This is a genomic window from Pseudonocardia sp. OZ21 (assembly GCF_059359135.1).
The window spans coordinates 241,946-264,780 of the sequence record NZ_JCADBN010000001.1 but is presented as its reverse complement, the minus strand read 5'-3'; the positions used below and the strand labels follow the sequence as shown (position 1 = coordinate 264,780).

The 22,835-nt window shown below is 74.0% G+C and carries 22 protein-coding genes; 10 read left to right on the top strand and 12 right to left on the bottom strand.

Translation table 11 applies throughout. The annotated features are described in order from the left end of the window. Nucleotides 1–20: 20 nt before the first annotated feature. The gene (locus AC5L35_RS01305; protein WP_495057632.1) at nucleotides 21–509 is read left to right on the top strand and encodes a polyadenylate-specific 3'-exoribonuclease AS; all 489 of its coding nucleotides are present in this window, start codon (nucleotides 21–23) and stop codon (nucleotides 507–509) included. A gap of 35 nt (nucleotides 510–544) precedes the next feature. Here the strand turns inward: AC5L35_RS01305 and AC5L35_RS01300 are convergent, their stop codons facing one another. Continuing rightward, complete coding sequence (locus tag AC5L35_RS01300; RefSeq protein ID WP_169400652.1) at nucleotides 545–688, bottom strand: GPGG-motif small membrane protein; 144 nt, start codon at nucleotides 686–688, stop codon at nucleotides 545–547. A gap of 183 nt (nucleotides 689–871) precedes the next feature. Between AC5L35_RS01300 and AC5L35_RS01295 the strand changes: the two genes are divergently transcribed. Continuing rightward, a complete protein-coding gene (locus AC5L35_RS01295; protein ID WP_495057631.1) occupies nucleotides 872–2,260 on the top strand; it encodes a class II 3-deoxy-7-phosphoheptulonate synthase in 1,389 nt (462 codons plus the stop codon). A 325-nt stretch (nucleotides 2,261–2,585) separates the two neighbouring features. On the opposite strand, the gene pknB is transcribed toward AC5L35_RS01295, so the two are convergent. Further along, the gene (pknB, locus tag AC5L35_RS01290) at nucleotides 2,586–4,358 is read right to left on the bottom strand and encodes a Stk1 family PASTA domain-containing Ser/Thr kinase (protein WP_495057630.1); all 1,773 of its coding nucleotides are present in this window, start codon (nucleotides 4,356–4,358) and stop codon (nucleotides 2,586–2,588) included. A 67-nt stretch (nucleotides 4,359–4,425) separates the two neighbouring features. Here pknB and AC5L35_RS01285 point away from each other — a divergent pair, with 67 nt between their 5' ends. Then, nucleotides 4,426–4,782: an Rv2175c family DNA-binding protein gene (locus AC5L35_RS01285; protein WP_495057629.1), complete on the top strand. Its 357-nt coding sequence runs from the start codon at nucleotides 4,426–4,428 to the stop codon at nucleotides 4,780–4,782. 28 nt (nucleotides 4,783–4,810) lie between these two features. Here the strand turns inward: AC5L35_RS01285 and AC5L35_RS01280 are convergent, their stop codons facing one another. From AC5L35_RS01280 to AC5L35_RS01265, 4 genes are all read right to left on the bottom strand, one after another. Continuing rightward, the gene (locus AC5L35_RS01280) at nucleotides 4,811–5,752 is read right to left on the bottom strand and encodes a phytoene/squalene synthase family protein (protein ID WP_495057628.1); all 942 of its coding nucleotides are present in this window, start codon (nucleotides 5,750–5,752) and stop codon (nucleotides 4,811–4,813) included. Beyond that, the gene (mptB, locus tag AC5L35_RS01275) at nucleotides 5,730–7,346 is read right to left on the bottom strand and encodes a polyprenol phosphomannose-dependent alpha 1,6 mannosyltransferase MptB (protein WP_495057627.1); all 1,617 of its coding nucleotides are present in this window, start codon (nucleotides 7,344–7,346) and stop codon (nucleotides 5,730–5,732) included. The genes AC5L35_RS01280 and mptB overlap by 23 nt, the downstream gene beginning before the upstream one ends. 157 nt (nucleotides 7,347–7,503) lie before the next feature. After that, nucleotides 7,504–9,057, bottom strand: a complete 1,554-nt coding sequence (gene crtI, locus AC5L35_RS01270; RefSeq protein WP_495057626.1) for a phytoene desaturase family protein — start codon at nucleotides 9,055–9,057, stop codon at nucleotides 7,504–7,506. After that, nucleotides 9,054–10,166, bottom strand: coding sequence for a polyprenyl synthetase family protein (locus tag AC5L35_RS01265; protein WP_495057625.1), 1,113 nt, complete (start codon nucleotides 10,164–10,166; stop codon nucleotides 9,054–9,056). Before AC5L35_RS01265 ends, crtI begins: the two co-directional genes overlap by 4 nt. Nucleotides 10,167–10,307: 141 nt before the next feature. Between AC5L35_RS01265 and metF the strand changes: the two genes are divergently transcribed. After that, nucleotides 10,308–11,207 (top strand): methylenetetrahydrofolate reductase [NAD(P)H], encoded by a 900-nt coding sequence (metF, locus tag AC5L35_RS01260; protein ID WP_495057624.1) that lies wholly within the window; start codon nucleotides 10,308–10,310, stop codon nucleotides 11,205–11,207. Here the strand turns inward: metF and AC5L35_RS01255 are convergent. Both AC5L35_RS01255 and AC5L35_RS01250 read right to left on the bottom strand, forming a co-directional pair. Further along, on the bottom strand, nucleotides 11,191–11,886 hold the full coding sequence (locus AC5L35_RS01255; RefSeq protein WP_495057623.1) for an LppM family (lipo)protein: 696 nt from the start codon (nucleotides 11,884–11,886) through the stop codon (nucleotides 11,191–11,193). The genes metF and AC5L35_RS01255 overlap by 17 nt on opposite strands. Nucleotides 11,887–11,930: 44 nt before the next feature. Further along, a complete protein-coding gene (locus AC5L35_RS01250; RefSeq protein WP_495057622.1) occupies nucleotides 11,931–12,506 on the bottom strand; it encodes a GNAT family N-acetyltransferase in 576 nt (191 codons plus the stop codon). Between the two features lie 185 nt (nucleotides 12,507–12,691). Between AC5L35_RS01250 and AC5L35_RS01245 the strand changes: the two genes are divergently transcribed. Continuing rightward, nucleotides 12,692–13,009, top strand: coding sequence for a hypothetical protein (locus AC5L35_RS01245; protein WP_495057621.1), 318 nt, complete (start codon nucleotides 12,692–12,694; stop codon nucleotides 13,007–13,009). Next, nucleotides 13,006–13,479 (top strand): SAV_6107 family HEPN domain-containing protein, encoded by a 474-nt coding sequence (locus AC5L35_RS01240; RefSeq protein WP_495057620.1) that lies wholly within the window; start codon nucleotides 13,006–13,008, stop codon nucleotides 13,477–13,479. The genes AC5L35_RS01245 and AC5L35_RS01240 overlap by 4 nt, the downstream gene beginning before the upstream one ends. 30 nt (nucleotides 13,480–13,509) lie before the next feature. Here the strand turns inward: AC5L35_RS01240 and AC5L35_RS01235 are convergent, their stop codons facing one another. Further along, the gene (locus AC5L35_RS01235) at nucleotides 13,510–14,415 is read right to left on the bottom strand and encodes a ParA family protein (protein WP_495057619.1); all 906 of its coding nucleotides are present in this window, start codon (nucleotides 14,413–14,415) and stop codon (nucleotides 13,510–13,512) included. A gap of 90 nt (nucleotides 14,416–14,505) precedes the next feature. Between AC5L35_RS01235 and AC5L35_RS01230 the strand changes: the two genes are divergently transcribed. Further along, nucleotides 14,506–15,237 (top strand): SAM-dependent methyltransferase, encoded by a 732-nt coding sequence (locus AC5L35_RS01230; RefSeq protein WP_495057618.1) that lies wholly within the window; start codon nucleotides 14,506–14,508, stop codon nucleotides 15,235–15,237. Between the two features lie 353 nt (nucleotides 15,238–15,590). After that, nucleotides 15,591–15,974, top strand: a complete 384-nt coding sequence (locus AC5L35_RS01225; RefSeq protein WP_495057617.1) for an SCO2097 family morphological protein — start codon at nucleotides 15,591–15,593, stop codon at nucleotides 15,972–15,974. 101 nt (nucleotides 15,975–16,075) lie between these two features. Here AC5L35_RS01225 and AC5L35_RS01220 read toward each other — a convergent pair whose 3' ends face one another. From AC5L35_RS01220 to AC5L35_RS01210, 3 genes are all read right to left on the bottom strand, one after another. Further along, nucleotides 16,076–18,361, bottom strand: a complete 2,286-nt coding sequence (locus AC5L35_RS01220; protein ID WP_495057616.1) for a transglutaminase TgpA family protein — start codon at nucleotides 18,359–18,361, stop codon at nucleotides 16,076–16,078. Nucleotides 18,362–18,434: 73 nt separating this feature from the next. Continuing rightward, on the bottom strand, nucleotides 18,435–19,703 hold the full coding sequence (locus tag AC5L35_RS01215; protein ID WP_495057615.1) for a DUF58 domain-containing protein: 1,269 nt from the start codon (nucleotides 19,701–19,703) through the stop codon (nucleotides 18,435–18,437). Nucleotides 19,704–19,749: 46 nt separating this feature from the next. Beyond that, entirely contained in the window at nucleotides 19,750–20,724 is a 975-nt protein-coding gene (locus tag AC5L35_RS01210) for an AAA family ATPase (RefSeq protein WP_495058065.1), read from the bottom strand. A 430-nt stretch (nucleotides 20,725–21,154) separates the two neighbouring features. Between AC5L35_RS01210 and mraZ the strand changes: the two genes are divergently transcribed. Both mraZ and rsmH read left to right on the top strand, forming a co-directional pair. Further along, entirely contained in the window at nucleotides 21,155–21,586 is a 432-nt protein-coding gene (gene mraZ, locus AC5L35_RS01205; RefSeq protein ID WP_495057614.1) for a division/cell wall cluster transcriptional repressor MraZ, read from the top strand. Nucleotides 21,587–21,750: 164 nt separating this feature from the next. Then, nucleotides 21,751–22,746: a 16S rRNA (cytosine(1402)-N(4))-methyltransferase RsmH gene (gene rsmH / locus AC5L35_RS01200; protein ID WP_495057613.1), complete on the top strand. Its 996-nt coding sequence runs from the start codon at nucleotides 21,751–21,753 to the stop codon at nucleotides 22,744–22,746. Nucleotides 22,747–22,835 lie beyond the last annotated feature (89 nt).

Sequence of the window (22,835 nt, the reverse complement as noted above, 5' to 3'; positions counted from 1 at the left end):
CCAGCGGGAACAGGACGGATATGCGGTTCTTCTACGACTGCGAGTTCATCGAGGACGGGACGACGATCGATCTGGTGTCGATCGGTGTGGTCGGAGAGGACGGACGCGAGTTCTACGCCGTCTCCACGGAGTTCGACCCGTCCAGAGCGGGCGCGTGGGTGCGCGCCAACGTGCTCCCCAAGCTCCCGTCGCCGGCGGACCCGGCGTGGCGGTCGCGTAGCCGCCTCCGGGCGGACCTGTTGGAGTTCGTCACCTCCGCGCCGGGTGACGTCGAACTCTGGGCGTGGATCGCCGCCTACGACCACGTGGCGCTCTGCCAGTTGTGGGGAGCGATGCCCGCGCTGCCGCGAGCGCTGCCCCGCTTCACGCGCGAGCTTCGCCAGCGCTGGGAGGACGCGGGGCGCCCGCCGCTGCCGCCGCCCAGCACCGACGCCCACGACGCGCTCGCCGACGCCCGGCTCAACGCGAGGCGGTGGGAAGCCATCGAATCGGCGGTGGCCGCTCGCTGAGCTCAGCGAGCGGCCACCGCGCGACGCCGTCGGGGTCAGGTGAAGATGCTGACACCACCCGGCCCGACGAGCAGGCCGACGATGATGAGCACGATTCCCCAGATGAGCTGCCTGCGCACGATCGCAAGAATGCCGGCGATGACGAGAACGACGGCGATGATCCACAGTAGAGTTGCCATGCGGCGGGATGCCCTGATCGCTCGGTCAGGGAATCGCGCCATTCGGGTGACCTCTGCCGCCGTACGGTATAGCGGCGGCCGTTTTGTCAGTGGGCCGAATGGTCCAACGGCTTCGTTTTGCACTTTTCGCGCCTCAACGGAAGCCGACGACCCGACCCCGGCCGTCCCGGCTACCCTGCTGTTGTGAACTGGACCGTCGATGCACCGGTCGAAGTGCTGCCCGAGCTGCCCCCGCTGCCTGCCGAACTGCGCGCCCGCCTCGATGACGCGCTGGGCCGTCCCGCTGCTCAGCAGCCGGACTGGCCCGACAGCGAGCAGGTCGCGCACGTCCGCACCGTGCTCGAGAGCGTGCCTCCCGTCACGCTCCCCCCGGAGGTCGACCGCCTCCAGGAGCGGCTCGCCCAGGTCGCCCGCGGAGAGGCCTTCCTGCTGCAGGGCGGCGACTGCGCCGAGACGTTCGTCGACAACACCGAGCCGCACCTCCGCGCCACCATCCGCACACTCCTGCAGATGGCCATCGTCCTCACCTATGGTGCCTCGCTGCCGGTGGTGAAGGTGGGTCGCATCGCCGGGCAGTACGCCAAGCCGCGCAGCGCGCCCGTCGACGCACTGGGGCTGCCGTCCTACCGCGGTGACATCGTCAACTCGATCGTCGCCCACCCGGCCGCCCGGGTGCCGGACCCGTCGCGCATGGTGCGGGCCTACGCCAACGCCAGCGCCGCCATGAACCTCGTGCGTGCGCTCACCGCCACCGGCATGGCCGACCTGACGATGGTGCACGACTGGAACAAGGACTTCGTGCGCACCTCGCCGGCAGGCGAGCGCTTCGAGACCATCGCGGCGGAGATCGAACGCGCCCTGCGGTTCATGGACGCCTGCGGCGTGGACGACCACAACCTGCACAGCGTCGAGTTCTATGCCAGCCACGAGGCCCTGCTCATGGACTACGAGCGGGCGATGCTGCGGCTGGACGTCACCCGGGACCAGCCGCGGCTCTACGACCTCTCGGCGCACTTCCTCTGGATCGGTGACCGCACCCGCCAGCTCGACGGTGCCCACATCGCCCTCGCCGAGCTGCTCTCCAACCCGATCGGGCTCAAGATCGGCCCCACCACCACGCCCGAGCTCGCCGTCGAGTACGTGGAGCGGCTCGACCCCCACGGCACCCCCGGCCGGCTCACGCTGGTCAGCCGGATGGGCAACGGGAAGGTCCGCGACGCGCTCCCGCCGATCATCGAGAAGGTGGAGGCGTCCGGGCACAAGGTCATCTGGCAGTGCGACCCGATGCACGGCAACACCGTCGAGTCCACCACCGGCTACAAGACCCGCCACTTCGACCGGATCGTCGACGAGGTGCAGGGCTTCTTCGAGGTCCACCGCGCCCTCGGCACCCACCCGGGCGGCATCCACGTCGAGGTCACGGGTGAGGACGTCACGGAGTGCCTCGGCGGGGCCCAGGAGATCTCCGACGCCGACCTCGCAGGCCGCTACGAGACGGCCTGCGACCCCCGCCTCAACACGCAGCAGTCCCTGGAGCTCGCCTTCCTCGTGGCGGAGATGCTCCGAAGCTGACCCCGCCGCCCCACCCCCGCGAGTCGCCCGGAACGTGCCCGCGAGTCGCCCGGATCCCGTGCGCGAGTCGCCCGGAACGTGCCCGCGAGTCGCCTGAAACGTGCGCGCGAGTCGCCCGGATCCCGTGCGCGAGTCGCCCGCTCTGGTCCGGTGTGCGGGTGTCCGCCGCTCGGGGCCTGAGGGGCCGCTGGGGCGGCCGCACCGAGTCACCCGTCCGGGCCGTCCTCTCGCGCCCAGGCGCGACGTGGACACATGACGCTGTCCGGACGGCCCTTCGGGCAGCGATGTGTGTCCATGTCGCGGACGGCGGCGGGGGTGGGGTCGGTCAGAAGGTGTCGAGGGTGACCGTGGTGCCGGGGTCGACCAGGGTGCCGGCGCTCGGGTCCTGGTTGATCACGCGGGCGCGGTCGCGCTTGTCGGAGAACCGGGAGTTCTGCTCGACGTCCAGCCCCTCGTCGTCGAGCTTGTCGGCGGCATCCTCGAACCGCTCGCCGATGACGAACGGCACGCGCACCTGCTCCTCGTCCGGGTCCGGTGGAGGGGGCGGCTGGGGGCCGCGGCTGAGCACGAGGGTGACGGGCGCACCGATGGCGAGCGGGGTGCCGGCGGCCGGGTTGGTGCCGACGGCCGCACCGGCGGGCACCGTGGCGTTGAACTGGTCGGCGTCGGTGGTGCGCACGGGGGTGAGGCCGGCGTCGCGCAGGGCCTGCTCCGCGGCGGCCACGGCGGTGCCGGGAGCGATGGTGGGCACCGTGGGACGGCCGGAGGAGATCGTGAGCACCACGGTGCTGCCGCGCAGCAGCCGGGAGTCGGGCTGGGGGTCGGCGGACGCCACGACACCGGCCGGTTGGTTGTCGTCGCGGGCGGTGGTGATGCTGGCGACGAGATCGGACTCGCCGAGCAACTGCTGCGCGGTGTTCTGGTCCAGACCGACGACCGACGGCATCGCGGTCCAGCGTCCGCTGCCGAGCCACCAGGCCGACACCCCGACGAGCAGGGCGAGCACGAGCACGATGGCGGTCCAGACGGCGAAGATGCGGCGGCTGCGGCGGCGGGCCTGCAGGTGGGCCGGAGGGCCGCCGGGTGCGCCCAGGTGCTCGTCCTCGCCCGGCCGCGCCATCATCCGCGTGCCACCGCGCTGCGGCGCAGCGGCGGGGTAGGCGCCGGCGGCGGGCACCGGCTGGGGGCCGGCCGGCAGCGTGTCCTGCTCCTCCAGCGGACGCGCGGGCGGCACCGGTGGCGCCACGCGCGGCACCTCCAGCCTGGTGGCCACGCGGCGCAGTTCGGCGAGCATCGCCCCGGCGTCGGCAGGCCGGGCGGCGGGGTCGCGGCGGGTGGCACGCAGGACGAAGTCGTCGAGCTCAGGGGGGACGTCCCCGGCGATCAGCGACGGCGCCGGCATGTCGGAGTTCACGTGCCGGTACGCCACGGAGAGCGCGGTGTCGCCGGTGTACGGCGGTTCGCCCGTGAGCAGCTCGTAGAGCATCACGCCCGCCGCATAGACGTCGCTGCGGGGGTCTGCGGCGCCCGTGGCGACCTGCTCGGGCGACAGGTAGGCGACGGTGCCCAGGATGTAGCCGGCGTGGCTGGACCCGGCCTGAGCGGCGGCGGTGACGAGCCCGAAGTCGGCGACCTTGACCTCGCCGGTACGGCTGATGAGCACGTTCTCCGGCTTGACGTCGCGGTGCACGAGCCCGAGCCGGTGGGCCTCGGCGAGCCCGGCGAGCACCGGCTCCATCACGGACAGCGCGGCCGGCACCCCCAGCGGCCCGCGGTCCCGCAGGACGTCGCGCAGCGTGCCGCCCTCGACGAGCTCCATCACGAGGAACAGCACCGGGCCGTCGACGCCCATGTGGTCGCCCTGGTCGTGCACGTCGACGACGGCCGGGTGGTCGATGCGGGCCGCGGCCCTGGCCTCGCGCTCGAACCTGGTGCGGAACGCGGGGTCGGCCGCGAGCCGCGGCTCCATCACCTTGATCGCGACGGGTCGGTCCAGACGGGTGTCGGTACCCCGGTAGACGGTGGACATGCCGCCATGGGCAAGGACCGGCCCGAGCAGGTAGCGCGCATCGAGCATCGCGGCCGGCGGGGCATTCACGCATCAGACGGTACCGGGAGCCCGAGGTGGTGCCGGACCTGCCGCAGCTGTGGCATCGTGTTTACCCGTGAACGACGTGTCCGTGCTCTCCGAGGTCGTGGCAACGCTGCCCGTCGCGGAGGTCGCCCAAAGGCTCAACCAGCCCGTCTCCCGGGTTCATCAACTCGTACGCGACGGCCAGCTGCTGTCGTTCCGGCGCGAGGGCGAGGTGGTGGTCCCCGCCGACTTCCTCGATGCGGACGACGCGGTGGTCAAGGGGCTGTCCGGCACGATCACCGTGCTGCGTGACGGCGGCTATACCGACGACGACATCCTGCGGTGGCTGTTCGCCGAGGACGACTCCCTGCCGGGCACACCGGTGGCGTCGTTGCGCGCCGGCCGGCATCGGGAGGTCAAGCGCCGCGCTCAGGCGATGGCGTTCTGACCCCTCGGGCCACCGCGGCCCGCGGAGTTCAGGAGCTGGCGCGGGCCACCACGGCGCGCAGCATTCCCGGCAGCGCGACGGCTGCGCGGGTGCGGGTCGGCACCGACACCCTGCGGTGCAGCACGTGGTAGTCGGCCGCCTCGATCTCGTCGAGGATGCCGCGGTACAGCCGGAAGGCACACGCGATGCACGCGCGTGACACCGGTTCGAGCATCGCGACGCCCGGCGCGGCCCGGCGGTAGACGGCACGGGTGTGGGCCACGAGGTGCGCGAGTGCGCGCCGTACCCGCCGGTCGGGACTGCGGGTGCGACGGCACCAGCTGAGCAGGTCACGGTCGACACCGAACGCGGCGAGCTCCTCGGCGGGCAGGTACAGCCTGCCGCGGTCGAGGTCCTCCCCGATGTCGCGCAGGAAGTTGGTGATCTGGAACGCGACGCCGAGCGCGGCGGCAGGCCCCTCCGCCTCGGCGCGCGGCACGGTGGTGCCCAGTATCGGCAGCATCTGCAGCCCGATCACCGCGGCCGACCCGTGGACGTAGACGCCGAGGTCGTCGAACGTCGCGTAGCCGGTGACGTGGGTGTCCATCCGCATCGAGGCCATGAAGTCGGTGAAGTGGCGGCCGTCGATGTCGTAGCGCCGGGCGGTGTCGGCGAGCGCGGTGAGCACGGCCCGGTCGGTGGGCCGGCCGGCGAGCGCGAGCTCCAGCTCCGTCGAGAGGGCGTCGATCCGGGCGGCCTTCTCCGCGGGCGGCCGCTGGTCGCCCATGTCGTCGACGATCTCGTCCGCGTACCGGGCGAAGCCGTACAGGGCGTGTACGGCGGGGCGCCGCTCACGGGGCAGCAGCCGGGTGGCGAGGAAGTAGGTGCGCCCGTGGCGCGCGTTGAGCTCCCGGCAGCTGGCGTAGGCGGCTCGCAGTGCCGGGTCGGTGATGCCGGCGGCGTCGAGCTCAGCCTGTCCCGGGCTCGGCACCGGGGGCCGGGACAGCGGCGGTCGAGGCGGCAGGCGTCGGTACGGGGGCAGGGGCGGACGCGGTGGCCGGTGCCGGCAGCGCGGTCGCGGGTCTGCGGGCGCGGGCCCCGGACGCGAGCCGGAGCGGGTCGGGGTGCAGCAGCGACACGGCGGCGAGCGCGGCCACGAGGGCACACGCCGCGAGGTAGCCCCAGTTGTAGAGGGCGTCCTCGCCGTTGGGGTAGTAGACGATCACGAGCATCAGCGAGACGAACACGACCCAGGCCATCCCGCGGGGCGACCACCGGACCATCGCGAGCAGTGCCATTCCCCAGCTCACGTACCAGGGGAGGGTGGCGGGCGAGAGCACCGCCACCGCCAGCAGGACGATCCCCGCGCGGTGCACGGCGTCCGGTCCGCCGTCGCGTGCGGCCCACCACTGCCGGACCGCGATCCAGACCAGCACGGCTGCGCCGATGACCCGGGCGACGTTGATGAACGGCTGCTTCGGGACGTTCGCCACGACCCCGACGAGAGTGTGCAGGAACTCGCCGACGCCGGTGGGGAGGGACATCCAGTTCACGATCATGGACGGCGCGCTGAGCGCCGGCAGCCACCCCAGGCTGACCTGCGCCGCCAGCGTGCAGGCCGCGAACACCACGACGAACACGCCGAGGCCTGCCGCGGTCGCCTTGAGGATGCGCGCCTTGCGCGAGCCCGGGAGCCGCGCGGCCCACACCAGCACGAGGAAGGGCAACGCGACGGCTGCGCTGGCCTTCACGGCCATCGCACCGGTGACGAGCGCGATCCCTCCCGCGGAGCTTCCGCGCAGGGCGACCAGCGACCCGGCCGCGAGCAGCCCGACCACGAGCAGGTCGTTGTGACCGCCCCCGACCATGTGGATGACCATCACCGGGTTGGCGACGGCGATCCACAGGGCGACCGGTACCCGCCCACCGAGCCTGCGGGTGAGCTCGGGCAGCGCCCAGATCAGCAGCAGCAGGCCCGGCAGCAGCGCGAGCCGCATGAGGATCACGCCGAGGATGATGTTGTTGCCGGTGGCCCAGGCCACGCCCTTGGCGAGGAGGATGAACAGCGGCCCGTAGGGCGCCGGAGTGTCCTGCCAGAAGTAGTGGACGTTGTCGGTGAAGATGCCCGGCATGGCGTCGGGGCCGACCGCGTACGGGTCGAGCCCGGCGAGCGCCAGGCCGCCCTGGGCCAGGTAGCTGAAGATGTCGCGGGTGAACAGCGGGGGCGCCAGCAGCATCGGCGCTGTCCAGACCGCCGCGGTGGTGAGCACGGCGCGACCGCCGACGCGGCGTGCGAGCACGTCGCGACCCAGCTGGACCCAGGCCCACAGCATCAGCGCGACGCCCGCGTAGATGAGCACCGTGGCCAGCTCGCGGCCGTGCCCGTAGCGCCAGAAGCCGAGCGCGGAGTTGGTGAGCAGCGGGTCGCGGACCAGGACACCGCCCGCCCCGAACCCGCCGAGGACCATCATCAGGGTCGCGGCCAGTCCGAGCAGGAGCGGCCGCCGGGGCGGGTTGCCGAACCGGGCGCGCCACGACGACCCGGATGTCGAAGCGGTGTCGTGTTCCGGTGGTGCGAGGTCCACCGGACCTCCGCCGGGTGCCGACCCGCCGTCTGCCGGCGCAGCAACTGGCGCCGATGCGTGCTCCGCAGGCGCTGCTCCCGGCAGCGCCTCCGGCAGCGTCGATCCGTCGACCGATGATGGTGGCTTCATGACGCGATCCATGCTCGCATGACCCGTGTCAGCCGCCGGTGGGTACCCTGCGCGCCCGCGTGGCCGCACCCGTGATCCGGCGGGCGGCGAGCCGTCCGGAGATCAGGACGGGCGGGATGCCGACGCCGGGGGTGGTGCCGCAGCCTGCCAGTACGACGTTCCCGAGGCCGCGGACGAGGTTGCGGGGCCGGAACGGACCGGTCTGGGCGAGCGTGTGGGCGAGGGAGAACGGGGTGCCTGCGGCCAGGCCGGCGGCGCTCCAGTCGGCCGGGGTGACCAGGCGCGAGACCTCGATGTCGCCGGTGATCCCGCCGAGGCCGGGGTGGCCGCGGGCCTCGAGCACGCCGAGGAGTTCGTCCCGGTAGGCGGGGCCGATACGGGCCCAGTCCAGCCCGGCGCGGTCGGTGTTGGGGCACGGGGCGAGCACGAACAGGAGGTCGCCGCCCGGTGGGGCGAGCTCCGGGTCGGTGGCGGTGGGGCGGGTGACCAGCAGAGACGGGTCGCTCATCAGCCGTCCGTCGTCGATGATCTCGCGGAACGTCCGGCGCCACGCCCCTCCGAACGAGATGGTGTGGTGCGCGAGGTCGGGCCGCTTCCGGCGCAGGCCCGCATGCAGCACCACAGCGCTGGGGGAGTGGCGCAGGGGCAGCGGGCGCCATGGCGTGCGCCCGACGAGCCGGTGCACGACCGGGAGGTCCGGGGTGAGCACGACGGCGTCGCACGCGACCCGCTCGGTGTCGCCGTCCGGGCTGGTCGTGTCGCCGTGCCGGACGGCGGTGACGCGCCCGGCCCGGCGTTCCAGGCCGGTCGCGGTGCGGCCGTAGTGGATCTGCGCCCCGGCGGCCACCGCCGCGTCGGCGAGCGCTTGACCCACCTCCCGCATGCCCCCTGTGGGGAAGAAAACTCCCCCGATCGTGTCCATGTAGGCGATGACGCCGTACGCCGCCATGGCGAGCTGCGGCGGCACGCCCGCGTAGAGCGCCTGGAACGAGAAGATGCGTTGCAGCCGCTCGTCGGGCAGCAGCCGCGCCACCCGCGGACCGAGCCGTCCGAACCCGCCCAGCGCAGCGAGCCGGACCAGGTCGGGGCCGAGCAGGTCGAGCGGCGAGTCGTGGTTGGCCCCGATGAAGGAGTCGATCTCCGCGCGGTAGAGCCCGGTGAGCCACTCGCGCGTGCGCCGGTAGCCCGCCGCGGCCTCCGGGCCGCACACGCGCCGGACCTCGGCCTCCATGGCCACGCCGTCGGTGTGGACGTCGATCGTGGAGCCGTCGGCGAAATGCGTGCGGTAGGCCGGATCGAGCTGGACGAGGTCGAGGCGCTCCTCCAGCTTCTCGCCCACCGCTCCGAACGCCTCGTCGAGCAGGTCCGGCATCGTGAGCACGGTGGGGCCGGTGTCCACCCGGAAGGTGCCGCTCTCGGTGTGCAGGTCTAGCCGTCCCGCGCGGCCACCGGGGTGCTCGGCCCGCTCGAGGAGGGTGACGCGGCGTCCCGCGCCCAGCAGGTGCAGCGTGGCGCTCAGCCCGGCCAGGCCGGCGCCCACCACCACGACGTGATCGGTCGGACCGGGGACGGTACGGGTCAACTCCTCCTCCGCGTGGCCATCTCCGCCAGCCCGGCGAGCGCGCCGGCCGCCGGTTCCGCGATCTCGACGGCGGAGAGGGCGTCGAGCGCCGAGCCGGTGAGGGCGGCGATCCGGTGCTCCATCGCCTGCACCGCCCCGAGCTCGGTGAGCAGGTCGCGGACCCGCTCCACCCCGGCGGCGTCGAGGTCGGGATCGCCGATGGCGGCGGTGATCGCGTCGCGCGCCTGGGTTCGCCCCCGTTCCTCAGCGCGTTCGACGGCGAACGCCAGCAGCAGCGTGCGCTTGCCCTCCCGCAGGTCGTCACCCGCGGGCTTGCCGGTGACGATCGGATCCCCGAAGACGCCCAGCAGGTCGTCGCGCAGCTGGAACGCCACGCCGATGTCGGCGCCGAAGCGCCGGTACGCGGCCACCAGCTCCGGCGCCGCGTCGGCGATCGCCGCACCGAGGTGCAGCGGGCGTTCCACGGTGTAGGCGGCGGTCTTGTAGCGGTCGATCTGGAGCGCGGCGCGGGTGGAGGTGTCGCCCGTGGACTGGTGCAGCACGTCGAGGAACTGGCCGCCGAGCATCTCGGTGCGCATCGCCTGCCACGGCGGGGCCGCCCGCACGAGCGCGGACGGCGGCAGGCCCGCCGCGCGCAGCATGTCGTCGGCCCACGCCAGCGCCAGGTCACCGAGCAGGATGGCCGCGGCGGCGCCGAACCGCGCCGGCTTCCCGCGCCAGCCCGCCGTGGCGTGCTTGCGGGCGAACTCGATGTGCACGGTCGGGCGCCCCCGCCGGGTGGCCGAGGCGTCCATCAGGTCGTCGTGGATCAGCGCGCAGGCCTGGATCAGCTCCAGCGAGCTGATCGCGCGGAGCACGGCGCCTGCCTCGTCGGAGTCGACGGATCCGCCCGCGCCCCGCCAGCCCCACCAGGCGAAGGTGGGCCGGATGCGCTTGCCCCCGCGCAGGACGAACGCGACGAGTGCGTCGGTGGCGTCGGCGAACGCGGGGTCGATCGCGGTGGCGTCGGCCGTGCGGTGCCGAAGGAACTCGGCGAGCTCGGTCTCGACGGCGGTGACGAGGCCGGCGTCGTCGAGCAGCGCGGTGTCGATCGCCTCTGTGTTGGTCATCGGGAGCCCCACAGCGGGCTCGGACGGATCGCGCCGCGGCATCGGGGGAGCAGCACTGCTGGTGAGCGGGGCACGGATGGAGGGTAGCGGCGCCGACACACTGCGGCGCGCCGACAACGCCGCTGGTCGTAGGCTGAACCTGTGAAGGTCACCCAACGGATCAGCGGCGACCGTCCTGTCTTCTCGGTGGAGTTCTTCCCGCCGAAGGACGAGGCGGGCGAGGCGGAGCTGTGGCGCGCGGTCCGCAGGCTGGAGCCGCTCGACCCGGCGTTCGTGTCCGTCACCTACGGCGCGGGCGGATCCAGCCGGGACCGGACGATCCGGACAACGGCCCGTATCGCCACCGACACCACGCTCGTGCCGATGGCCCACCTCACCGCGGTGTCGCACTCGCGGGCCGAGCTGCGGCAGGTGATCGGGGCCTACGCCGCAGCGGGCATCTCCAACATCCTCGCCGTGCGCGGTGACCCGCCCGGCGATCCGCTCGGGGAGTGGTTGCCCCATCCCGAGGGCCTGACCTACGCGGACGAGCTGGTGTCGCTCGTGCGCAGGCTGGGTGACTTCTGTGTCGGCGTGGCGGCGTTCCCCTACGGGCACCCGCGGTCCCCCGACCCCGACACCGACCTGGACCGGCTGCTGGCGAAGATCCGGGCGGGCGCCGACTTCGCGATCAGCCAGCTGTTCCTGGAGCCCGAGGGTTTCCTCCGCCTGCGCGACCGGCTGGCCGCCGCCGGCTGCGAGGTCCCGCTGCTCCCCGGGATCATGCCGCTCACCACGGTGCGCACCCTGCGCCGCGGCCCGGAGCTCTCCGGCGCGCCGCTGCCGCAGGCGCTGGTCGAGCGCATGGACCGCTACGCCGACGACCCGGCGGCCTTCCGGTCCGCCGGCATGGACGTCACGGCGGAGATGTGCGCGAGGCTGCTCGACGAGGGCGTGCGGGGCCTGCACTTCTACACGCTGAACCGCTCCATGGCCACGGTGGAGCTGGTGACCAGGCTCGGGCTGGCGGCCCGGCGCCCCGCCGTCACCGCCCCGGGCTGACCGGGGGGTTGCGGGTGCGGCGGGCCACCACCACCACCGCGGCGGCCGCGAGCGCGACCATGCTGCCCAGCACGATCGTCCAGTTCAGTGCCGACGGTGCGTTGGGGTCGTCGAAGGCCACCACGGCGTTGGTGTCGCCGACCTCGCCAGGAGTGAACGTCCAGCTCACGGTGCTGGAGTCGCTGGTGTCGTCGTCGCCGTTGGTCTCGATCACCTGACCCGGGAAGCCGATCTTGAGCTGGAAGTCGGCCCTGTCCACCGCCACCGTGGTGAGGTCGACGGCGCCGTTGACGAGCACGCGGTTGCCTGCCCGGCGCAGCTCGAGCCGGACCGCGTCACCCGCGGGGCCCGCCACCGTGGCCAGGCTCGCGACCTGGGCGAAGGTGAGCCCCGAGAAGCGCAGCACCGACCCGGCGTAGCCGTCCTGCCGGTAGGGCGACACCTCGACGTCGGACTCCAGGTCCGCCGGCACCGTGATCGCGGGTCCGGGATCGTCGGCGCTCTTCTCCGGGGTGGCGATGACGACCTCGCCGGTGACCGTGTCGTCGGGCTGCACCGCGAGGGCCGCGCGGACACGCGCGCACCCGCTGAGCAGGCTGGTGGCCACCAGCAGGGCGAGCAGCAGCAGCGGTAGGACGCGGCGGCGGTGAGCGGTCGGCGTCATCGGCACGGCGGTCATCGTGCCATCCGCCCCGCCGGGAGCGGGGAGCCGTGCCGGTCCGGCTACTGCGCGGGGGCCAGCGGGAGCTCGCGACCGAGCACGGCGAAGGGCCGGGAGTCGCCGGTGAACCGGTGGTTGCGCAGGACGTCGCGGAAGCCGGTGCGCCGGTAGAGCCGCCACGCCCGGCCGGGCGGCTGCGTGCCGTACTCGGGTGTGGAGAGCAGCACCCGCGGCTGCGGGGTGCCGTCGAGGAGCGTTCTGAGCAGGCCCTCGCCGAGCCCGTGGCCCTGCGCGTCGGGGCGGACGTGCAGCTCCGTGAGCTCGAAGTAGTCCTGCAGCCAGTTCTGGACGTCCGGGCCCCGGGTGGCGAGCCCGCGGCGGACCTCCTCGAACCACCACTGGCCCGGGCCCCCGGTGTAGCCGTAGGCGATGCCGAGCAGCGTGCCTGCCGAGTCGAGCCAGGCCGCCCCGCGCCACCCCGGCCGGCGGGAGTGGTCCAGCCAGAGGGTGCGCCGATGCCGGGCGGTGCTGGTGGGGTAGCGCATCGCGCTGACGTACACGTGCAGCGCTTCCGCCAGCCGGTCGGCGAGATCGTCCGGACCGAGCTGGACCAGCTGGCGCGCCGGAGCCCTTGTCACGCGCCCATCACACCACGCGGCCCGCACGTGCGCCGCTCCCGGTGCAGGGCCGACTTGACGAGGAAGGGCCGGAGCGCTCTACTGGAGTCGGATCGAACATGCGTTCGATCCCGGGCTCCGGTGGTGGGGCGGGGGAAGCGCCCCGCCACCGGCGGTCCGGTGCTGGGCGGGAGGAGCGTATTCGGATGAGTGCCTTCGGTCGGGTGTTCGGGTCGCGCCGGCCGACCCCCATTCAGGTGCGGTGGCAGGACGGCGAGCCGGTCGAGTTCGAGAGCCGCCCCGTCCGGCGCGGTCCGCGCTACCTGGTCACCGACGTCCGCGAGCGCTGGATCGAGGAGTCGCCGTGGCCGTTCCCGTCCCCCATGCCGGTCGGGGGCGACCGGCTGCGGTGCTGGCGGGTGGAGGCACGCTCCGCGGGGGAGCCGGAGGCGCCTGCCCGCGAGTTCGTGCTGCGGATGCGAGCCGGGCCCGGTGTGTGGGACCTGGTGCGGGTGACGGAATGAGTGAGCTCCGGGAGGCGACGATGACCATCACCACCACAGCGCGGGTGCCCCAGCCGCGGGCGCCCATGCGGCCCCCCGTCGGGTCGGCGCCCGGCGCGCCCACCTCGCGGGCGGCGCTGGGGCTGCTGCGGCAGGCCGCCGACGGCCTCGCGGAGGCCCACCGCACCGAGGAGCCGCTGCTGCGCTACCCGGCGGCCTACCTGGCCGCACTCCGCGCCGGCGCGGCGGTGCTCGCGGTGCACGCGCGTCCGCGGCCGCGGCGCGGGTCGACGCGCAACGTCTGGCAGTTGCTGGCCGAGGTCGCGCCCGAGTTCGCGGAGTGGGCCGCGTTCTTCGCGTCGTGCTCCGACACGCGGGCCGCAGCGGAGGCGGGCATCGCCCGGCTGGTGGGGCGCCGCGATGCCGACGACCTGTTGCGGCAGGCCGAGCAGTTCGTGGGCATCGTCAGCGCGTCGATACCACTGCGCTGAACCGGACCCGGCCGGCGGTGGCCGGCCGGGTCAGTGCGTGGCGGGGGGCGCAGCGGTTGCGGCCACCGTGCGGCGCGCTCTCTCGCTGCGCAGCACCCGGCCCAGGAGGAGGGTGAACACGGCGGACGCCTCCCGGGCTCCCGGGGTGTCCCACCGCTGGATCGGCATGCAGGCGCCTTGCGCCTGCTGGATCGCCGCGCGGTCCGGCAGCACGCCGGTGAACACCAGCGGGCCGAACAGCTCGCGCAGTTCGTTGATGCGGAACTCGTGCTCGCTGTTGCGCGGGCGCACGCGGTTGATGAGCACGCCGAGCGGCTGCAGATCCGGGTTGCCGCGCTGCCGCTCGGTCTGGATCGCGTCGAAGGCTCGCTGCACACCCGACACCGCGAAGATCGTCGGGTCGGTCACCAGCACCGCCCGGTGGGCCGCGGCGAGCGCGCTGCGCGTGAGCTGCCCGAGCGACGGTGGGCAGTCGATGATCACCAGGCGGTAGGGCTCGCGGGCGTCGTCGTACCGGTCGCCGGAAGCCGTGGCCGCCGCCTGACCGTTGACGTCGTGCAGGCGGGGCACGTCGTAGTGCTCGACGTGGTCGAGCCGTTCCAGCGCCCTGGCCAGCCGTACCAGCTGCTTCGGGCCGGGATCGGGATGGTTGTGGCGCTCGGTCTGCTCCGCGCCCACCAGCACGTCGAGGCCGGCTCCCCAGGCGCTGGGGGCGATCGCGCGCCGCAGCACCGACGGGGTGGGCTCGTCGAGCACGTCGGCCACCGTGCCCGTGGTGGCCGAGCCGACGTCGAGCGCGATCGTGGAGTTGGCCTGCGGGTCGAGGTCCACCACCAGTGTGCGCACCCCGTGCTCGAGCGCCGCACCGGCCAGCCCGAGCGCCACGGTGGTTTTTCCCACTCCACCCTTGAGGCTCAACGTGGCGACGACCTGCACGGCGATCAACCTACCCTTCCCCGGAGCGCACTAGTCTGCCGTTGTGAGGCTGGGATGGTGAGTGGTGCGGCGGCGGACACGGTCGGTGCGGTGGGCGGGGGTTCCGTGCACCGCGCGCTGGTTGTCGAGGTCGCCAGGGTGCGCGCCCTGCGGCCGGACCGTCCGCCTCGCGTGCTCGACGTCGGTGGCGGCAGCGGGGCCTGGGCGGTGCCCCTGGCGCGCTCGGGCTGCGCCGTCACCGTGGTCGACAACAGCCCCAACGCGCTCGCGGCCCTGCACCGGCGGGCCCGGGAGGCGGGCGTGCACGAACTGGTCACGCCCGTGCAGGGAGATGTCGACGCGCTCGCCGAGGTCGTCCCGGCCGGCGGGGCCGACCTCGTGCTCGGCCACGGGCTGCTCGAGGTGGTTGACGACGCCGCTGCTGCGGTGTCGGCGTTGACCACGGCCACGGCGGCGGGCGGGGTGGTGTCGGTGCTCGTCGTCGGGCGCTACGCCGCGGTGCTCGCGCGCACCCTCAGCGGCCGGCTCGCCGAGGCGCGGGCCGTGCTCACCGATCCCGACGGCCGCTTCGGCGCCGACGACGCGCTGCGCAGGCGGCTCGACGCGGCGACCCTGCGCGGCTTGCTCGAGGACGGCGCAGCGCTGCGGGTGGAGGTACTGCAGGGCGACGGGGTGCTCGAGGGATGGGTGCCGAGCGCGGTCCGCGACGGTGGGCCGGCTGCCGCCCGGGCCGTGGCCGAACTGGAGGACCTCGCCGCCGGCGCGGCACCGCTCGTGGAGTTGTCCGCCCGGCTGCACGCGCTGGCCCGCCGACCCGGCTGAGAAGCGGCCCCGCCGGACCCGCACCGGGCGAATCGGACACAGCCGACCGGGTGTGACGGAACGCGCACCGCTCGTGCCCGGGAGGGCTCAACGAGTGGCCGCGGGGCATGGAGATCATCTGGAGGCCCTCCGCAATCCGCCACCGGGGCGGTGTGTGACCGAAAATGGGCCTGCTCAGGCTCTTGGCGACGGTCCGTGACAAAGATCGACCCGTCCGCTTGACGAGTCTGGCTAGTCGGCGAGGCGCGAGGCTCGTATCCTCATGCTCAGACGCCCAGCCCTGGGCGCTCGTCGCGTCGTTCCGGCACCATGGAAGATGACCCGACAGGATGACCAGTGCCGGAGGTGAAGCCGTGCCCCTCTCCGAGCACGAGCAGCGACTGCTCGAACAGATCGAGCGCGCTCTCTACGCCGAGGATCCGAAGTTCGCATCCACCGTTCGTGGTGGTCGCCTGCGCAAACCCACCCGTCGCCGTCGCCTCCAAGGCGTCGGCCTGTTCGTCCTCGGTCTGGTGCTGCTCGTCGTCGGCGTCGCCGTGCCCCAGCTCTGGCTGGCGTCCAGCTTCCCGGTGCTGAGTGTCGTCGGGTTCCTGGTGATGCTCGGCGGTGCCGTTCTCGCGGTCACCTCGGTCGGCCAGGCCAGCCAGCCGGGCCAGCCGAAGGAAGCCGAGCCCGACAAGAACCGCTTCACCGGCCGCATGGAAGAGCGTTTCCGCCGCCGGTTCGAGCAGGAGTAGGCCACCCGGTCCGGCCGTTTCCCGGCCGGGCCGTCTTGTAGTCGGCCGGATCGGGCCACGGACGAGTGGTCCCGATCGAGGTTCGAGCCGCCGCCCGGCGATCAGGACCGGGGGGCGGCGGTCTCGCGTTCGGGGGCCGGTGCCGGCTGCTCCGCCGGTGTCCGGTGCATCACCGATCTCGGCAGCAGCCGTCCACGCAGCGACAGGGATCCCTTCGTGGCGATCCCGGCCCGCACCGTGCGCACCGGCTCCTCGAGCTCGCCGGGAGCGGGGTGCCCGCCTCCGTACCAGCTCGCCTCCACGGCGCCCACCACGTCCCGCAGCGCCTGCTGGGCGTCGCCGTCCAGCGCGTGCTCCCGCACCATGCGCCGGGCCGAACCCCGCACCGTGTCGCTCGGCGGGTAGCCGACCCCACGGTCCGCCGACTCGGCGAGTAGCTCCGCCCAGGCCGCTCCGGCTGCTTCGGGGCCTCCGGCGCTGACGGCAGCGAGGCGCCGCCGCCTGGCGACGACCCGCAGACCGGCCGGGACGAGCGCGCCCGCGATCACCAGGAGCACCACGGCGATCGGCCAGAGCGGTGGCCCGCTGCTCGCCGACGGCGGCGGGGTGAGAGCGTCGGGCGGGACGTCCTGGGGCTGGCTGGGCGGGGGTGGCGCCTGCTGTGCGGGGTCCTGCCCGGGGCTGAGGTCCTGCTCGGCGGGGGAGTCGGCCGGGTCGGGCGCGGGCCCCTGGGCCTCCTGGACGTACGGGGGCGCGATCGTCCGGCCGTCCGTCAGTGGCGTGGGGTCGAAGGTCGTCCAGCCGATGCCGGGGAACCAGGCCTCGACCCAGGCGTGCGCGTCGGATGTGCTGATCGAGCGGTACTGGCCGTTGTCGACGCCCGCGGTGAAGCCGACGGCCACCCGCGAGGGGACGCCGACGGTGCGCAGCATCACCGCCATGGCCGACGCGAACTGCTCGCAGTACCCGGCCCGGCCGACGGTGAGGAACTCGACGAGCGCGTCGTCGCCCGATCCCGGTGCGGTCTGGAGGCTGTAGGTGAACCGGCTGTCGGGCCCGGCGAAGTAGTCCTGCAGCGCCATCGCCCGGTCGAAGTTGTCGGTGCGGCCCGCCACCACCTGCTGGGCGATCTCGGTCACCCGGGGGTCGACGCCCGTGACGTCGAGGTACTCGGGCCCGACGCCGGACGATCCCGAGGCCTGCCGGAGCTGGGCGACCGTGGGAACCGGCAGCAACGTCTGCTCCCGCCAGCCACCCTCCTCGCGGGGGCGTCCGGTGTAGCCGGTGCCACTGCTCCGGTCGTAGAGCCACGCGTTCTCGGGCAGCCCGCCGACGTCGAGCGGCTCGCCGTAGAGCGGGAGCCAGTAGTCGCGGAAGGCGACGTTCTCGATCTCGACATTCGCCAGGTCGCCGGGGACGGCGGGCTGGGTCTGGACCGGGCCGGGCAGCGATACACCCGGGTCCGGCCGGGTGGCCTGCCAGCCGGCGTCCGGCACGTACTGGCGCAGCGTCAGAGCCCGCAGGTAGGTGGGGCGGGTGAGCCCGCGGACCCGGAACAGCTCGGTAGGGCTCTGCTGGTCGAGTTGCCCGCGCAGCGCCGTGAACGGGCTGAGGCCGATCGAGCCGCCGGACCCGCCCGAGCCGCTGCCGGTGTCGAACCGGCCGGCGGTGCCGACGAAGTTGGCGCCTGCTCCGACGCCGATCGCGAGCACCACGGCCACCGCGACGAGTGCGACGCTGGCGGGGAGCCTGCGCCGGAACCCGGTGCGGGCGACGAGGAGCAGGCCGAAACCGGCCGCCGCCGCGACCATCGCCCACCACGGCAGGAGGTCGTCGGCCAGTGCCGCAGGCACGGCGAACACGGCGAGCAGCGGCACGCCGGCCGCGGCGGGCGCCCCCGCGCTCACCGCCGCGAGGTGCACGCCGATCGCGAGCAGGCCGAAGGCGGCCGTGATCAGGAACAGGATTTCCGCGGTGCCCGGCACCGGCGCGGTGCCGGTGTCGATCTGCTGACCGGCCCCGGACACGAGTGCGCTGAACTCCCCGAGCGCCGCGGGCCCGGGCAGCACGCCGAGAATCCCGTTGTCGGCGAACTGCACGGTGAGCAGGACGAGAACCGCCACGGCCTGGCCCGCGGCGACGACCACCGCGCCCAGGCGGTGCAGCAGCAGGCCGATCACGACGACGGCGACGACGGCGCCCGCGGCGTGGCCGAACCAGGCGTCGCCCTGGACGATGGCCGTGACCGGCCCCCCGGCGAGCAGCACGGCCAGCCCAGACCCGAGCGTGGCGATCCACGGCAGGCCCCAGCCCGTGGCCGCGGGGGGCGGCGTGACGGGGGTGGCCGATGGCGGAGCGGCCGGCGGCCCCTGCACCGAAGTGCTCACGTCGTCTCCTCGAGTGCGATGGCCGCCGGGGCGGTGGCGGGGCCGGTCATCCCGTGGTCGGGTGGGCCGGCCGTCACGACGCTCCCGGCCGCAGGGCAGCGGGTGCCGCCCCGGCAACGAGGTCGTTCCACACGCGGTCGGGCGTGGATCCGGCGACGGCGACGGTGACGTGCCACCCGGCCCGGCGCAAGGCCTCGGCGTTGCCGGCGGTGTCGCCGCCGCCCCCTCGCGTGCCGCGGAGGGCGGGGTCCCAGGTGGAGGTGTCCAGCAGCACGGCGTTGCCTCCGCCGGTGCGGCGCCCGAGCAGGGTCTCGACCTGGCCGGGCGCGAGCGCACCGAGCACGGCCAGCACGTCGGTGCCCGATCGGAGCTCCGGGCCGCCGAGGTCGGGACGGGCGGAGGGGCGCAGTGCCGCGAGGGCGTCGAGCAGCGGCTCGGGACCGGAGCCGGTGCCCGGCCCGCTGACCACCACCCCGTCCTCCGTGAGGAGCTCCAGCGGCTCACCGCGGGCCAGGAGGTGGGTGCAGATGCTGGCCGTGAGGCTCACCGCGAACTCGAGGCTCGAGTCGGCCCCGCGGCCGCGGTGGGCGGCGTCGCGGCGGTCGAGCAGCACCGACATCCCACCGCGCCAGGGTCGTTCCTCCAGCCGCACCATCAGCTCGTCGTGGCGGGCCGTGCTCTTCCAGTGGACCCGGCGCAGCTCGTCGCCCTGGCGGTAGGGGCGGATGAGCACGTCGGACGCGCCCTGGCCCTGATGGGCGAGAGCTGCTCCCGGCGTTCCCTCACCTGCGCCGATGGCCGGGGGCAGCCCGCGGAGCGGGACCACCAGCGGCAGCACGAGCAGCCGGTCGGCGGGGGCGAGCTCGCGCTCGAACTCCGCGAGCCCGAGCGGATCACCCGCCGTGCCGGTGAGCGGGCCCACGCGGTGCACGCCACGGAGCACCGGGCGCAGCGGGTAGGTGAGCAGGGCGCTGCCCCGGCTGGACAGCCGGTGCACCGTGAACCGCGGGGGAGCGTCGGCCTGCGGGCCTGCGGCGTCGGGTGCCGTGTCGGCCAGCCGGAGCGCCCCGAGCAGGGGCCCGCCCTGCAGCCGGAGCCCGACGGTCACCGCCGACCCCACCGGCACCCTGGCCGGGCTGAGCTCGCGCTCGACCTGGACGCGCTTGCGGGCCCGCGCCGCGAGCAGCAGGGCCAGCAGCGGGAGCAGGGCGACGAACACCCCGACCCGGAGCAGGTCGCGCTCGTTGAGGGCCACCGCGGAGGCCGCGGTGGCCAGGCCGCCCGCGAGCAGGCAGCGTCCCCGGGTGGTGAGGCCGGAGAACCGCCCGGCCCGCTCGCTCACGGGCCGGCTCCGCCGGCGTCGCCCACCACGCCCCGGCCCACCCCGCTCAGAGGCCCGGCCGGGCCGGCCCGGGTACGGCCTGCCGGCCCATGAGGCTGCGGACGATGTCGACGGCGGTGCGGCGCGAGGCGAGGGCGTCCGGGGCGAGGAGCAGCCGGTGGGCCAGCACGGGGACGGCGACGGCCTGCACGTCGTCGGGCACCACGTAGTGCCGCCCGGCCAGCGCCGCCTGCGCTCTCGCCGCCCGCACCAGCTGGAGCGTGGCCCGGGGGGAGGCGCCCAGCCGCAGCTCGGGGAGCCTGCGGGTGGTGCCGACGAGCTCGACGCAGTACTGGCGTACCTCGGGGCTCACGTGGACGCGGCGCACGGCGTCGATGACCGAGCGGACGAGCCGCGCGTCGACGACCGGGCGGAGGATGTCGAGCGGGTCGGAGGCGGCGTGCTCGTCGACCATGGCCAGCTCGGCCGCGAGGTCGGGGTAGCCCACGCTGACGCGCGCGGTGAACCGGTCGCGCTGGGCCTCCGGCAGCGGGTAGGTGCCGTCCATCTCGATCGGGTTCTGGGTGGCGACGACCATGAACGGGCTCGCCAGGCCGTAGGTGGCGCCGTCGACCGTGACCTGGTGCTCGGCCATGCACTCGAGCAGCGCCGACTGGGTCTTCGGCGAGGCTCTGTTGATCTCGTCGGCGATGACGATGTTGGCGAAGACCGGACCGGGCCGGAACTCGAACTCGGTGGTCTGCCGGTTGTAGATCGACATGCCGGTGATGTCGCCCGGCAGCAGGTCGGGGGTGAACTGGACGCGGCTGACCGAGCAGTCGATGGACCGGGCGAGCGCCTTGGCCAGCGAGGTCTTGCCGACCCCCGGCACGTCCTCGACCAGTAGGTGCCCCTCGGCGAGCAAGGTGACCAGCGCGACGCGTACGACCTCGGGCTTGCCCACGATCACCCGCTGGATGTTGGCCGCGATCCGGCCACACAGATCGGCGACATCGGCGAGGCCTGCGGCGTCACCTTCCATACCGGCGCGGCTGCTCGTCGCGGTCACCCGACCTCCTCGCGCTCGTCGTGTCGGTCCCGATGCGTCGAGACGCGATCAGTGTGTCAAACGGCCGCAGGCAACTTTGCCCGATGGGGTACTCCGCTGATCCCCCACTGTGCCCCACCCGCGACGCGTGTGGCCCCGACGGCACCCCTTCGGCGGTCCCGGGCGCCCCTAGTGGCGCAACGGGAGGGTGATCGCGAGCCGAGTTCTCACCCTCCGTGATCAGATCGGGGGGTGCTCCCATGGGGGGCGGTCGGCACCCCCCACCTTCCCCCACTGCGTCTGACCTGCGCTTTTGCGCGCCCGAACGCGAAAGCGGCCGGATCGTTCCGGTTGACGGTGGGGCGGAGTGGGGTAATGTGGTGATCGCTGGGGCACAACGGGGCCGCTGGGTGGAGGTGGGCCGATGTTCCTCGGCACCTACACCCCGAAGCTGGACGACAAAGGGCGGCTCACGTTGCCCGCAAAATTCCGCGACGAGCTGCGAGGCGGGCTGATGATCACGAAGGGGCAGGACCACTGCCTGTACGTGTTCACCCGCGAAGCCTTCGCGGAGCTGGCCGGCAAGGTGGCATCGGCGCCGCTCACCAGCGAGTCGGCGCGCGTCTTCCAGCGCAACCTGTTCTCCGGCACCGACGAGCAGAACCCCGACGGCCAGGGACGTATCGCCATCACTCCCGAGCTGCGCCGCTACGCCGGGCTCAGCAAGGAGTGCGTGGTGATCGGCGCCTTCACCCGCGCCGAGATCTGGGACGCCGAGGCCTGGCAGCGATACCAGGACGAGCACGAGGACACCTACGCCAAGGCTCAGGAGGAGGTGCTTCCCGGACTCATCTGATCCGGGAACGACGCAGGTGCGGATCGACACGGCGGTGTCCCCACCCGGCAGCCCTGGCGCACCTTCCCCGGTGCCAGGTCTGCCGGGTGGGGACATCGCCGGTGGCCCGGCTGGGGAGCCCGGGCCTTGCGGGGGCTCGACGACACGGGGCAGGGAGGTGTGCGGTGGGGCAGCACGACCACGAGAACGGGCCGGCTGGGGCCAGGCACGTCCCCGTGGCCCTGCCCCGGGTCGCCGAGCTACTGCGCCCCGCACTCGCCGACCGCCCTGCGGTCGTGGTGGACGCGACGCTCGGTCTCGGCGGGCACGCCGCCGCGCTGCTCGCGGAGCACCCTCAGCTCACCCTGGTCGGGTTGGACCGTGACCCGGAGGCCCTGGCCATGGCCGGGCGCCGGCTGGTCGCCCACGGCGACCGGGTCCACCTCGTGCACGCGGTCTACGACCGCATCGCCGATGTTCTCGCGGAGCTGGGGCTGCCCCGGGTCGACGGAGTCCTGTTCGACCTCGGCGTGTCCTCCCTCCAGCTCGACGCCGACGAGCGCGGCTTCTCCTACGCCCGCGACGCGGACCTCGACATGCGGATGGACCCGACCGTCGGCCCCACGGCCGCGGAGATCCTCAACTCCTACCCGGTGCCGCAGCTCGCGCGGGTCCTGCGCGAGTACGGCGAGGAGCGCTTCGCGGGGCGGATCGCCGCCGCCGTCGGCCGCCGTCGCGCGCAGGCTCCGCTGCAGCGCAGCGCCGAGCTGGTCGAGCTGCTCTACGAGGCCGTCCCCGCCGCATCCCGGCGCACCGGCGGCCACCCGGCCAAGCGGACGTTCCAGGCGTTGCGGATCGAGGTGAACGGCGAGCTGGACGCGCTGCAGACGGCGGTGCCCGCCGCTCTGGACTCCCTCGCCATCGGCGGCCGGATCGTGGTGCTCGCCTACCACTCGCTGGAGGACCGCATCGTCAAGCGCGAGCTGGCGGTGCGGTCGACCTCCCGGACACCGGTGGATCTGCCGGTCGAGCTGCCCGGGCACGGGCCGGAGCTACGACTGCTGACCCGCGGTGCCGAGCAGGCCGGTGAGGACGAGATCAGCGACAACCCGCGGGCGGCATCCGTGCGCCTGCGGGCCGCTGAGCGCATCCGGGAGGTGCCGTCCTCAGTGGAGGGTTGAGCAGTTCCGCGGCAGGGAACGGAGATCACGGTCGCCGGGCTCGAGCAGGGCGAACGGCGACAGCGAGGAGGGGCCGTCATGGCAGGTGC